This is a genomic window from Kitasatospora sp. NPDC096140 (assembly GCF_040303045.1).
GTDB lineage: Bacteria > Actinomycetota > Actinomycetes > Streptomycetales > Streptomycetaceae > Kitasatospora.
Genome location: NZ_JBEOUW010000017.1, coordinates 70,850 through 83,722, shown reverse-complemented (window position 1 = coordinate 83,722; position 12,873 = coordinate 70,850). Strand labels below are relative to the sequence as shown.

Genomic DNA, 12,873 nt, shown 5'->3' with positions numbered 1-12,873 from the left:
ACGCTACCGCACGCGCGGACCGGCTGACGAGATGGTGTGACCCACCTGACGACCCGTTGACTCCGAATCGAACGCCGTGGTCTGATGAAGCGATTTTCACCCTCGGCATTCAGGGGAAGCCGGTCCAACTCCGGCGCTGACCCGCAACCGTGGACCCACCTTGTGGTGGGTGAGCCGGAATGCCTGGACCGGGGGTCTGTTCACACAGCACTTGCGTCGTCGCGGACTACGACGCAGCTCATGACGGCCCCGTGTCTGCGGGCAGCCGTCGGCTGCGCCGTGGCCTCCTGCGTCGACCGATCAGGGAGTCGTCGTGAGGGTCAGCAGCAGTCGCACACGTCACAGGAACCGGGACCTCGCGTCCCTGCTGGTCGCCGGCACCGTCGCGGCTGCCGCCTGCGGCACGGTCCTGCTCGGCCGGCCCGGCATCGCCGCCGCCGACCCGATCGAGCAGTGCACCGCGACCACGGGCGCGATCGTCGCCGTGGACTTCACCCACTGGGGCGGTGGAGTCGTCCGGGGCTGCGACGCCCACCCCACGACCGGGATGAACCTGCTGCACAACGCCGGTTTCACCACCGCGGGGACCGACCACGACGGGCCCGCCTTCATCTGCCGGCTCGGCACCGGAACCTTCAACGGCGGCGTCCAGTACCCGACGCCCGCCGAGGAACCCTGCGTCAACACCCCGCAGGCCACCGCCTACTGGTCCTACTGGATCGCCGCGCCCGGCCAACAGACCTGGTCCTACAGCCAGTTCGGCGCCGGCACCCAGCAGCCCAAGCCCGGCGAGGTCGAGGCCTGGGTGTACGGCGGCACCGACATCGGCGGCACCAGCGGGGCACCGAGCTTCACCCCCGACTCGGTGCGGGCCAAGAACGGCGGTCCCTCGCCCTCCACGTCCCCCTCGCCCTCCACGTCCCCCTCGCCCTCCACGTCCCCCTCACCCTCCGCGACCCCGACCCCGACCGCCACTCCGACCGGGCCCTCCGCCACCGGTGACCCGGCCGCGGCCGCCGCCTGGCTGGCCGGTCAGCTCGTCGGCGGCGACCACATGGAGAACTGGGCCACCGAAGGGCCGGACTACCCCCGCACCGCGCTCACCGCCGTCGCCCTCGCCGCCGCGGGCACCCAGGACCCGGCCCTGCGCAAGGTGGTCGCCTTCCTCGCCGCCCACACCGACGCCTTCCTGTACCCCGACGGCCCCACCGCCCAGCCCGACACCAGGGCCGCCACGCTGCTGGCCCTCGTCGCCGAAAGCACCGGCCGGGATCCCCGCACCTTCGGCGGCCGCGACCTGATCGCCGCGCTCACCGACCACGTCTGCACCGCGGCCGGGGAGAACGGCAAGTGCACCGCCGCCGGGGACTTCCTCGGCGCGGCCTCGCCCTGGGTCCAGTCCCTCGGCGTCATCGCGCTCCAGCGCGCCGGCGTCACACCGCCCGCCCCGGCGCTCGCCCGCTTCACGGCGCTCCAGTGCGCCGACGGCGGGATGGCCGGATCGATGATCGCCGCCGGTGACCACTGCGAGTCCGACCCGCTCACCACCTCCGTCGCCGCTCTCGCGCTGCGCCCCGCCCCCGGGTACGAGGCGGCCGCAAAGAAGGCCGCTGACCAGCTCGCGGCGAGCCAGCAGCCGGACGGATCGCTCGTCCCGTACGCCGGAGCCCCCGGCGACACCCTCAGCACCGCGAGCGCCGCCCAGGTGTTCAAGGTCACCGGTCAGGGCGCCCGGCGGGCCGCCGCCACCGCCTGGCTCGCCGCCCGGCAGGGCAAGGACGGCGGTGTCGGACCCGACGCGTCCACGGTCGACCCGGACGCGCCCGCCACCGAGCAGGCCCTCCTGGCCCTGACCGGCACCGACCTCACCAGCGTCCGGCACAACCCGGACGCCACCACCACGACACCGACCCCGCCCGCCGGGAGGAAGCCCGACGCCGCCAAGGGCAGCGCCTACCTCACCGACCCGGCCCGGCTGATCGACGGTCACTACTACGAGGGCTTCCCGGCCTTCGCCGACTTCGGCCTCACCATCGACGGCGCCTACGCGCTCGCCGCCACCGGCACCGACGACGCCGCGCTGCGCAGGATCGTCGACTTCCTGGACCAGCAGGGCAAGGACGCGAGCGACCGCAGCGTCAACGACTGGACGGGCATCGGCACCGAGTACGCCGGCGGCGGCTCCGTCGGCAAGGAAGCGCTGCTCGCCGAGATCGTCGGCCGCGACCCGCGGAACTTCGGCGGCCACGACCTGATCGCCGCCCTCGCCGCCATGGTGTGCACCAAGGCCGACGCGAACACCGGCTGCGACGCCCCCGGCAACTACACGTACGCCACCTCGGTCTTCTCGCAGGCCCTCGGCATCATGGCCCAGCTCCGCGCCGGGGAGTCGACCGGTGCCGCGCCCGCGATCGCCTACCTGAGGAGCCTCCAGCACGCGGACGGCTCGTGGCCGAGCCTGATCCCCGCCACCGGCGACTCCGACGTCGACAGCACGGCCATGGCCGTCATGGCCCTCGCGCTCGTGCCCGGGGACGACGCCGCCCAGGCCGTCGACAAGGGACTCACCTGGCTCGCCGCCCAGCAACTGCCCGACGGCGGCTTCCCCGGCGCGGCCGGCCACTCGACCAACTCGGCGGCCCTCGCCGTCCAGGGCATGACCCTGCACAAGGCCGCCTACGACGGGCAGATCGCCAAGGCGCTGGACTTCCTCGCCGGGCAGCAGAACGGCGACGGCGGGTTCAACGTCGCCTCCGCCGGACAGCAGGGCTCGGACGTCCGGGCCTCGACCCAGGTGCTGGGCGGCGCCACCGGCATCTCCTTCGGCACGCTGGCCCACAGCCTCGGCGGCACGCCGACGCCCACCCCGACGGGGACGCCGACCGGCACCCCGACCGGTACCCCGACCCCGACGAGTACGCCGACTGGCACTCCGACGGGTTCGCCGTCCGGTACGCCGACCGGTACTCCCACCGGGACCGCCTCGCCCACGACGACCGGGACCACCCAGCCGGCCGGCGGCATCGACGCCCCGGCCGGGGGCGGCGGTGCCGCCGGGGGCAATGGGCCGGCCGGCGACGTGTCAGTGCAGAGTGGTTCCGGCGACCTGGCCAGTACCGGCACCGAGGCGCTGGTGCTGACGGCGGGTGCCGGTGCGCTGACCGCACTCGGGGCCGCCGCCGTCGTCATCGCCCGTCGCCGCTCCGCCGCCACCCCGGGACGTCACCGGTGAGCGGGGGGCCCGGCACGCGACTCGGCCGGCTGTCCGGGGCGGCGGCACTGACCTTCGCGCTCGCCTGCGGCGGCGTCGCCGTGAGCACCGCCCCGGCGGCCGCGGCGCCGCTGCCGATGGACCAGTGCACCACCACGTCCGGCGTGGTGCTCGCCGTGGACTTCGGCAAGTGGGGCGGCCCGCTGCTGCGGTCCTGCGGCACCACCCCGACCACCGGCTACGCCCTGCTCAACCAGGGCGGTTGGAAGACCACCGGCACCGGCCACGACGGCCCGGCGTTCATCTGCCGGATCGGCTACAGCGGCTTCCAGGGCGGCAAGCAGTTCCCGACCCCGGACCAGGAGAAGTGCGTGCTGACGCCCCCGGCCACGGCGTACTGGTCGTACTGGCACGCCGACCCCGGGCAGAACACGTGGTCGTACAGCCAGCTGGGCGCCATGCTCTACCAGCCGAAGCCGGGCAGCGTCGACCTGTGGATCTTCGGAGGCACCAACATCGAGGGCACCGAGGGGCGTCCCACCTTCTCCCCGGACAGCGTCCGGGCGCACAACTCCAGCCCCGGCGGGCAGCCTGCCGACCCGGGCCAGGGCACCGCGGGCGGCTCCGGCGGCTCCACGGCATCCGGAGGTACGGGAGGTGGTGGCTCCGGCACCGGTTCGGGCGGCAGCACCGGCAGCACCGGCAGCACCGGCAGCACCGGCGGCTCCGGCACGGGCACCGGCACCGGCCGGGCCCCGGCCCCCGCCAAGCCCCCGGCGGGCGGAGCCCGTCCGCCCGCGCCGACCCCGCCCGCAGGGGCCGGTACGGCCGGTACCCCCGAGGACGGCGTCACCCCGCCGGGCGCGCCCGAGCCGACGGAAGTGCCCGCCACCCCGGTGCCGGTCGAGCCGCCCACCGCAGCACCGACCGACACCCCGAGCGAGCAGCCGACGCCGCCAACGGACGCCGTCGCCGCGCCGACCGCCACCCCGGCGGTGCCCGGCGGAGTGCAGAACGCCCCGCCGATGGCCGACGCGTCGCACGACTCCGGGTCGATGCTCCCCGCCGTGATCGGGTCCGTCCTCGTGGTGGTCCTGGGCGTGGCGACCGTGATCACCGCGCGCCGTCGTCGGCGAGGGGCCGAGTGATCCGGTGACCGTGCCCGACAAGCGCTCCGCCGGTTCCCCGCCCGCCGGTTCCCCGTCCGCCGCCCCCGGGCGCGGTGCGGGGGGCCGGCGCGTCCCGCGGAACCTCCACCCACTGGCCTGGTGGACCTGGGCGATCGCCCTGGCGACGGCGGCCAGCCGCACCACCAACCCGCTGCTGCTCCTGCTCGTCCTCGCCGTGCTCGGCTACGTGGTCACCGCCCGCCGCAGCGAGGCCCCGTGGGCGCGCGGGTTCACCTACTACCTGTGGGTCGCGCTCACCGTGGTGGCGATCCGGGTGCTCTTCCGGTGCGTCTTCGCCACCGGCATCACCCCGAGCGACCACCTGCTCTTCTCGCTGCCGCACATCCCGACCCCCGCCTGGTACGCGGGCATCCGGATCGGCGGCCCGGTCTCGCTGGAGGCGACGCTCTCCGCCGCCTTCGACGGGCTGCGGCTGGCCTGCCTGATCTGCTGCATCGGCGCCGCCAACACCCTGGCCAACCCCAAACGGGCGCTGCGGGTGCTGCCCGGCGCGCTGTACGAGCTGGGCGTCGCCGTGACGGTGTCGCTCAGCGTCGCGCCGCAGCTGGTGCAGAGCGTCCAACGCGTGTCCAGGGCACGGCGGTTGCGCGCCGGCGGGCGCAAGGGCGTCCGCGCGCTGCGCGGCATCGTCGTGCCGGTCCTGGAGGACGCGCTGGAGCGGTCGCTGCACCTGGCCGCCGCGATGGACTCGCGCGGCTACGGACGCGCCGGCACCGCCTCGCGCCGCTCCCGCCGGACCACCGGCGCGCTGATGCTGCTCGGCATGTGCGGTCTGTGCGCCGGGGTGTACGGGCTGCTGGACGGTACGGCCCCCGCCGCGCTCGGCCTGCCGGCCTTCCTCGCGGGCGCCGTGCTCTGCGTGGCGGGCCTGCTGCTCGGTGGGCGCCGCGTGCGACGCACCACCTACCGGCCGGACCGCTGGCGGGCCGCCGAATGGGGTGTGGCCGGGTGCGGGGTGACCGCCGCCGTCCTGCTGTTCGCCACCGTCGGCTACGACGCCACCGATCTCAACCCCTCCCTCTACCCGCTGACCTGGCCGACCCTGCCGCTCGTCCCGGTGCTCGCCCTGCTGCTGGCGGGCGCCGCCGGGGTCGTCTCGCCGCCGCCCGGCCGGACACCCGAGCCCGCCGGCGACCCCCGCAGTACCGGCGACACCCGCAGCACCCGCACCGCCCGCACGACCTCAGAGGTGAGCACGTGATCCGATTCGACCAGGTCAGCGTGGTGTACGACGGCGGGACCACGCCCGTCCTGCGCGACGTCGACCTGCACATCCCGGAGGGCGAACTCTGCCTCGTGGTCGGCCGCACCGGCGCCGGAAAGTCCACCCTGCTGGGCGCCGTCAACGGCCTCGTGCCGCACTTCACCGGCGGCACTCTGCGCGGCCGCGTCACCGTGGACGGCCGCGACACCGCCCACCACCCGCCGCGCGAACTCGCGGACGTGGTCGGCGTCGTGGGGCAGGACCCACTGGCCGGTTTCACCACCGACACGGTGGAGGAGGAACTGGCCTACGTCATGGAGCAGTTGGCGATCCGTCCGGAGGTCATGCGCAAGCGCGTCGAGGAGACCCTCGACCTGCTCGGCCTGGCCGACCTGCGCCACCGCGCCCTGTACGAGCTCTCCGGCGGCCAGCAACAGCGCGTCGCCATCGGCTCCGTCCTCACCGCACACCCCCGCGTCCTGGTCCTGGACGAGCCGACCTCCGCGCTCGACCCGACCGCCGCCGAGGAGGTGCTGGCCGCGATCACCCGGCTGGTGCACGACCTCGGCGTGACCGTCCTGCTGGCCGAGCACCGTCTGGAACGGGTCGTCCAGTACGCCGACCGGGTCGCCTACCTGCCCGGGGACGGCACCGTCGTGCACGGGCCGCCCGCGGAGGTCTTCCGGACCACCGCGATCGCGCCGCCCGTCGTCGACCTCGGCCGACTGGCCGGCTGGCGGCCGCTGCCGCTGTCCGTCCGGGACGCCCGCCGTGCCGCCGCGCCGCTGCGCGAGCGGCTCACCGACGTACCGGTTCCTCCGCCGCGCCGGGCAGCGGTGGCGGGGGAGCCGGTGCTGGACGCCCGGGGGGTGGTCGTCCGCTACGGGCCGGTGGCCGCCGTCCGGGACGTCGACCTGTCGCTGCGCGCCGGCGAGGTGACCGCCCTGATGGGGCGCAACGGCTCCGGCAAGTCCTCGCTGCTGTGGGCGCTGCAGGGCTCCGGCCCGCGCCAGGGCGGCAGCGTGAAGGTCACCGGCACCGGGGGAGGGAAGGCCGAGGACCCCAAGCGCCTCCCGGCCGCCCGGGCCCGGCAGCTGGTCGGTCTCGTCCCGCAGACTCCCACCGACCTGCTGTACCTGGAGACGGTCGCGCAGGAACTCGCCCAGAGCGATGTCGAAGCCGACCGGGCCGGCGGCCCGACCGCACGGCAGATCCTGGACCGCCTGGCCCTCGGGATCCCGGACGACACCCACCCCCGGGACCTCTCCGAGGGCCAGAAGCTGGCCCTCGTCCTGGCGATCCAACTCGCCGCCGCACCGAGGGTCGTGCTGCTGGACGAGCCCACCCGCGGCCTCGACTACCGGGCGAAGGCGGCGCTCACCGGCATCGTGGACGCGCTCGCCGCCGAGGGGCGCACCGTCGTGGTCTCCACCCACGACGTCGAGTTCGTCGCCTCCGCCGCCGACCGGGTCGTGGTGATGGCCGAGGGGGAGGTCGTCGCGGACGGCCCGACCGCGGAGGTCATCGTCGCCTCACCGACCTTCGCCCCCCAGACCGCCAAGATCCTGGCGCCGCTGGCCTACCTGACGGCCCACCAGGTCGCCGAGGCCCTCGAACCGGCAGGGGCGGCCCGATGACCGCCCTGCGGATCCCCGGCCGGGCCCGGGTCGTCATCGCCCTGGCGGCGTTCATCGGCCTGGTCGCCTTCACCTGGCCGTTCGTCGTCGCCCCGGGGAAGTTCGGCTCCTCCTACGCGCCACCGCTGATCTTCGGCGCCCTGCTGGTCCTGGTGCTCGCCGTCGTCATCGCCGAGATCTCGTCCGGCGGCATCGACGCCAAGGCCCTCGCCATGCTCGGCGTCCTCTCCGCCGTCAACGCCGGACTCCGTCCCCTCGGCGCCGGCACCGCCGGGGTGGAGACGGTGTTCTTCATCCTCGTCCTGGCCGGCCGGGTCTTCGGCCCCGGCTTCGGCTTCACCCTCGGCTGCACCTCACTGTTCGCCTCCGCGCTGCTCACCGGCGGCGTCGGCCCCTGGATGCCCTACCAGATGTTCGGCTGCGCCTTCGTCGGCATGCTCGCCGGCCTGCTGCCCGGTGCCCGGCGGCGCCGGGTGGAGGTGCCGATGCTGGCCGTGTACGGCGCCTTCTCCGGCTACCTCTTCGGCTTCCTGCTCAACCTGTCCTTCTGGCCGTTCTCCACCGATCCGAACAGCTCGATCGCCTACCTGCCGGGCCTGCCCTTCACCGAACAGTGGCACCGCTACCTCCTGTTCGACCTCGCCACCTCGCTCGGCTGGGACACCGGCCGCGCCGTCACCACCTTCACCGCCGTCCTCGTCGTCGGGCCGGCCGTCCTCACCGTCTTCCGCCGCGCCGCCCGCCGCGCCAACTTCGAGCCCACCGTGCGCTTCGAGGCTCCGCGCGGTGCGGACGCCGCGGTGGGAACGCAGGCCGTCGGCCGGCCCGTCGGGTCGGAGAACCCCTGAACCGGAAGGCCACCATCGTGCCCAAACCCGCGAAGCCCCGGACGGTGACGCTGAACGGGGTCGACGTCGTCGTCCTGACCCCGGAACAACACGCCGGCCTGGCATCCGCACGCCGCCAGCTGGGCGGGGCACAGGCGCAGGTCGCCCGGATGAAGCTCGACCTCCACCGGAAGAGCCGACTGCTGGGCGAGGCCGAACGGATACTGGCGGGCATCCCCGCCGACCGGATCGGGCACCTGGACGGTCAGCTGGATCCAGGACGCACCCTGCCCCAACTGATCGCGGACATCCGCGCCGCCCTGCCGCGCACGCCCGACACCTAGGCACGCACCTGACCGCCGGCGCGTCCCTGACCGTCTGCCGGGTGTACGGAACCGGGTGAGGCCCCGGGGCGGCGGCCGTGCGCCGCGGCCACGGCCGGTGCCGCCGGGGTGCACCCCGTGCGCCATCGCGGGCGGCGCCGGGTCTCACCATGCGGACACGTTGCGTGAATTCCGCGTGGGTTCGGGTTCCTTGCCCCTAAGCTGGCCGTGCAGTTGGTTCGCCCTGTCCGCCAGGCGGGGCGTCGCAAGAGGGAACCCGGTGACGCCGTTTGATCGGCCAGTCCGGGACTGCCCCGCAGCGGTGAGTGGGAACGACCGCCGTCATACGCACTGGGCCCGGGACGGGTCTGGGAAGCGACGGCCAGTAGGAGTCCGCCCTCGACAGGGTGGGCGCGCCCGCGAGTCCGAAGACCTGCCACTGCCCGCCCGCGGAGGATCCGCGCGCGGACATCCGGTGACCTCGTGGGCGGGTCGGCGACCATACCAGGCAGATCAGGCCCGTACGTCCGTGCGGCCACTGCCCGGTCCGTCATCCCTTCGCGCCCCTGCGGTCTCCGGATCCCTGAGGAGACAGACTCGCGAAGGAGAGTCCCTTGACCACGAAGTCCGCAGCCGCGGCAACCCTCGCCACCGCGTACGGCTACCCCCGCCAGGGGCGGGGCCGGGAGCTGAAGAAGGCGATCGAGGGGTACTGGAAGGGCGCGGTCACCGCCGAGGCGCTGCTGGCGACGGCCGCCGACCTGCGCCGGGGGAACTGGCAGCAGCTCGCCGACTCCGGCATCGAGGAAGTCCCGACCGGTGACTTCTCGCTCTACGACCACGTGCTGGACACCACCGTCGCGGTCGGCGCGATCCCCGCCCGGCACCGGGCCGCGGTCGAGGCCGATCCGCTGGACGGCTACTTCGCCATGGCGCGCGGCACGCAGGACGTCGCGCCACTGGAGATGACCAAGTGGTTCGACACCAACTACCACTATCTGGTGCCCGAGTTGGGCCCCGACACGGCCTTCGCGGCGAACCCGGCCAAGTCGGTGGGCGAGCTCGGCGAGGCCCTCGCGCTCGGTCACACCGCCCGGCCGGTGCTGGTCGGGCCGATCACCTACCTGCTGCTCGCCAAGCCCGCGCCCGGTGTCGCCGCGGACTTCCAGCCGCTGACCCTGCTGGACCGGCTGCTGCCGGTCTACGCCGAGCTGCTCGCGGCCCTGAAGGCGGCCGGCGCCGAGTGGGTCCAGCTGGACGAGCCCGCCCTGGTGCAGGACCGCACCCCGGCCGAGCTCAACGCCGCCGCCCGCGCCTACCGGGACCTCGGCGCCCTCGCCGACCGGCCCAAGCTGCTGGTCGCAAGCTACTTCGACCGCCTCGGCGACGCCCTGCCGGTCCTGGCGAAGGCTCCGGTCGAGGGCCTGGCGCTGGACTTCACCGGACCGGCCGCGGCCAACCTCGCCGACCTCGCCGCCGTCGGCGGGCTGCCCGGCAGGCGACTGGTCGCCGGTGTGATCGACGGACGCAACATCTGGATCAACGACCTGGGGAAGTCGCTCGCCACCCTGGCGACCCTGTTCGGCCTCGCCGACCGGGTCGACGTCGCGCCCTCCTGCTCGCTGCTGCACGTGCCGATCGACGCCACGCTCGAACGCGACATCGACCCGCAGATCGCCCGCTGGCTCGCGTTCGCCAAGCAGAAGGCCGCCGAGGCCGCGCTGCTCGCCCGCGGCCTGCGCGAGGGCACCGGCGCGATCACCGCCGAACTCGCCGCCAACCGCGCCGACCTGGCCTCCCGCGCCACCTCACCGATCACCCGCGACCCCGCCGTCCGCGCCCGCTCCGCCGCCGTCACCACGGACGACGCCCGCCGCGCCCAGCCCTACCCCGTACGGGCCCAGGCCCAGCGCGCCCGGCTCAGGCTGCCGCTGCTGCCGACCACCACCATCGGCTCCTTCCCGCAGACCACCGAACTGCGCGTCGCCCGCGCCGACCTGACGGCGGGCCGGATCGACACGGCCGCCTACCGGGAACGGATGGAGGCCGAGGTCCGCGACGTCATCGCCTACCAGGAGAAAGCCGGCCTCGACGTCCTCGTCCACGGCGAGCCCGAACGCAACGACATGGTCCAGTACTTCGCCGAACAGCTCACCGGCTACCTCGCCACCCGGCACGGCTGGGTCCAGTCCTACGGCACCCGCTACGTCCGCCCGCCGGTCCTCGCCGGGGACATCTCCCGCCCGCACCCGATGACCGTCGACTGGTTCCGCTACGCCCAGGACCTCACCGACCGCCCGGTCAAGGGCATGCTCACCGGCCCGGTCACCATGCTCGCCTGGTCCTTCGTCCGCGACGACCAGCCGCTCGCCGACACCGCCCGCCAGGTCGCCCTCGCCCTGCGCGACGAGGTCACCGACCTGGAGGCCACCGGCGCCGCCGTCGTCCAGGTCGACGAGCCGGCCCTGCGCGAGACCCTGCCGCTGCGCGCCGCCGACCGCCCGGCCTACCTGGACTGGGCCACCGAGGCCTTCCGGCTGGCCACCTCGGGCGTCCGCGCGGACACCCAGGTCCACACCCACATGTGCTACGCCGAGTTCGGCGCGATCATGAAGGCGATCGACGACCTCGACGCGGACGTCATCTCCCTGGAGGCGACCCGCTCGCACATGGAGGTCGCCGGGGAGCTGGCCGAGGCCGGCTACCCGCGCGAGGTCGGCCCCGGCGTCTGGGACATCCACTCCCCGCGCGTCCCGAGCACCGAGGAAGCGGTCTCGCTGCTCCGGGCCGGCCTCGCCGCGATCCCGGCCGAGCGCCTCTGGGTCAACCCCGACTGCGGCCTGAAGACCCGCGGCTGGCCGGAGACCCGCGCCTCCCTGGACAGCCTGGTCGCCGCCGCCCGCCGCCTGCGCGAGGAACTCGCCGACTGACCGTCCCCCGAAGGGAGTCGTCGGCCGAGCGGCCGGTGGTTCGCGGCCCCGGCGGACCTTCCGTCGGGGCCGCCCGGCGCGCACTCCCGTGGGCCCGGGGCCGGTCAGCGGGCGCCGGTGACGCTGCCGTCCTCGGCTGCGGCTCGCGGCCTGTGGGCGACGAAGGTCAACCGTCCCCCCACCCCGATGGTCAGGTTCTCGAAGCCCAGCGTCTGCAATCGCGTCAGGAAGGACGACGGCTCCACCGGGTTGTACGTGTCGCCCTCGTGGAAGTGGTGCAGCCCGTCGCCGGCCAGGCTGTCCGAGCCCACCAGCACCCCGCCCGGGCGCAGCACGCGCAGGACCTCGGCGAGCAGCCTGTCCTGCAGGGCCCGGGTGGGGACGTGGTGCAGCATCGTGAAGCAGGCCACCGAGTCGAAGGCCGCGTCGGCGAAGGGCAACGCGGTGGCGTCGCCGTGCCGGACCTCGACGTTGGTGCCGGCGAAGCGGGCCGCCAGCGCCTCGGCGGCGGGCTGTTCGTACTCGACGGCGACGAGCCGCTCGACGCGGTGCCGCAGCCAGTCGGTGGCGGCGCCCGGACCGGGGCCGATCTCCAGCATCACCGTGCCCAACTCGGCTCCGGCCGTCACCGTGGGCAACACCGTGGTCTGCAACGTCCGGGCCCATTCGGGGCTGGTGCACACTCGTGCGTGGTTGAGGTTCATGTCCAAGAGGCTAGGAAGGGCGCGGGTGGGCCACCAGCGCGTACGCTTCCAGATCATGTCGTCAAACGGACAACCCCGTCCCGGTCCGCCGGGCACCGTGGACGAGGCGGCCGGCGCGATCGTGGTGCGCTCCTACGACCTCGCGCCGGGCAGTCGGTTCGGCACCCACTGGCACGACACCCACCAGGTGGTCTGGGCCCGCAACGGCGTGCTGACCGTGTCGACCGAGGACGGTGAGTGGATCCTGCCGCCGACCCGGGCGCTGTGGATCCCGGCCGGCACCGCGCACCAGACCGCCGCGCTGGCCGGCACCGCCATGCGCAGCCTGAACATCACCCGGGGCCCCGGGCTGCCCGGCTGGTCGGTGCCGCAGCCGGTGGCGGTGGACCAGCTGGTCGCCGGCCTGATCGACCACCTGGCCCGGCCCGCTCTCGACCCGCCGCGCCGGCTCCGGGCCCAGGCCGTCCTGATCGACAACCTGGCCCCGGTCCCCGCCCGTTCGATCGAGGTGCTGATGCCCGTCGATCCCAGGGCCCTCGACGTCGCCCGCGCCCTGGTCGCCGACCCGGCGGACCCACGGACCCTCGCCCAGTGGGGGCACCACGTCGGCGCCGGCGCACGGACCCTGGCCCGAGCCTTCGCCGCCGACACCGGCATCACCTTCGCCCGCTGGCGCACCGCCGTCCGGCTGCGCGCGGCCCTCGGCCACCTCGCCCACGGGGAGCCCGTCGGCAGGGTGGCCGGCCGGGTGGGCTACGCGACGCCCAGCGCCTTCGTGGCCGCCTTCGTCCGGGAGACCGGCCTCACCCCCGGCAGCTACTTCCGCGGCGGCCCGGCGGCGGACTGA

At 74.7% G+C, this 12,873-nt stretch carries 9 protein-coding genes and 1 riboswitch; of the genes, 8 read left to right on the top strand and 1 reads right to left on the bottom strand.

Annotated elements, in window-relative coordinates; genetic code table 11:
• Window positions 1-313 precede the first annotated feature (313 nt).
• The 7 genes from ABT048_RS19580 to metE all read left to right on the top strand — a co-directional run bounded on the left by ABT048_RS19580 (window position 314) and on the right by metE (window position 11,322).
• Window positions 314-3,232, top strand: coding sequence for a prenyltransferase/squalene oxidase repeat-containing protein (locus ABT048_RS19580; protein ID WP_350522669.1), 2,919 nt, complete (start codon window positions 314-316; stop codon window positions 3,230-3,232).
• Window positions 3,229-4,359, top strand: a complete 1,131-nt coding sequence (locus tag ABT048_RS19575) for a hypothetical protein (RefSeq protein ID WP_502894038.1) — start codon at window positions 3,229-3,231, stop codon at window positions 4,357-4,359. The genes ABT048_RS19580 and ABT048_RS19575 overlap by 4 nt, the downstream gene beginning before the upstream one ends.
• 4 nt (window positions 4,360-4,363) lie before the next feature.
• Complete coding sequence (locus ABT048_RS19570) at window positions 4,364-5,602, top strand: energy-coupling factor transporter transmembrane component T (RefSeq protein WP_350522668.1); 1,239 nt, start codon at window positions 4,364-4,366, stop codon at window positions 5,600-5,602.
• Window positions 5,599-7,242, top strand: a complete 1,644-nt coding sequence (locus ABT048_RS19565; protein ID WP_350522667.1) for an ABC transporter ATP-binding protein — start codon at window positions 5,599-5,601, stop codon at window positions 7,240-7,242. Before ABT048_RS19570 ends, ABT048_RS19565 begins: the two co-directional genes overlap by 4 nt.
• On the top strand, window positions 7,239-8,090 hold the full coding sequence (locus ABT048_RS19560; protein WP_350522666.1) for an ECF transporter S component: 852 nt from the start codon (window positions 7,239-7,241) through the stop codon (window positions 8,088-8,090). Before ABT048_RS19565 ends, ABT048_RS19560 begins: the two co-directional genes overlap by 4 nt.
• A 17-nt stretch (window positions 8,091-8,107) precedes the next feature.
• Window positions 8,108-8,413: a hypothetical protein gene (locus ABT048_RS19555; RefSeq protein WP_350522665.1), complete on the top strand. Its 306-nt coding sequence runs from the start codon at window positions 8,108-8,110 to the stop codon at window positions 8,411-8,413.
• Between the two features lie 196 nt (window positions 8,414-8,609).
• A riboswitch (cobalamin riboswitch) is annotated at window positions 8,610-8,847 on the top strand.
• Between the two features lie 159 nt (window positions 8,848-9,006).
• Window positions 9,007-11,322, top strand: coding sequence for a 5-methyltetrahydropteroyltriglutamate--homocysteine S-methyltransferase (gene metE, locus ABT048_RS19550; RefSeq protein ID WP_350522664.1), 2,316 nt, complete (start codon window positions 9,007-9,009; stop codon window positions 11,320-11,322).
• A gap of 104 nt (window positions 11,323-11,426) precedes the next feature.
• Here the strand turns inward: metE and ABT048_RS19545 are convergent, their stop codons facing one another.
• Complete coding sequence (locus ABT048_RS19545) at window positions 11,427-12,026, bottom strand: class I SAM-dependent methyltransferase (protein ID WP_350522663.1); 600 nt, start codon at window positions 12,024-12,026, stop codon at window positions 11,427-11,429.
• Between the two features lie 55 nt (window positions 12,027-12,081).
• Here ABT048_RS19545 and ABT048_RS19540 point away from each other — a divergent pair, with 55 nt between their 5' ends.
• Complete coding sequence (locus ABT048_RS19540) at window positions 12,082-12,873, top strand: AraC family transcriptional regulator (protein WP_350522662.1); 792 nt, start codon at window positions 12,082-12,084, stop codon at window positions 12,871-12,873.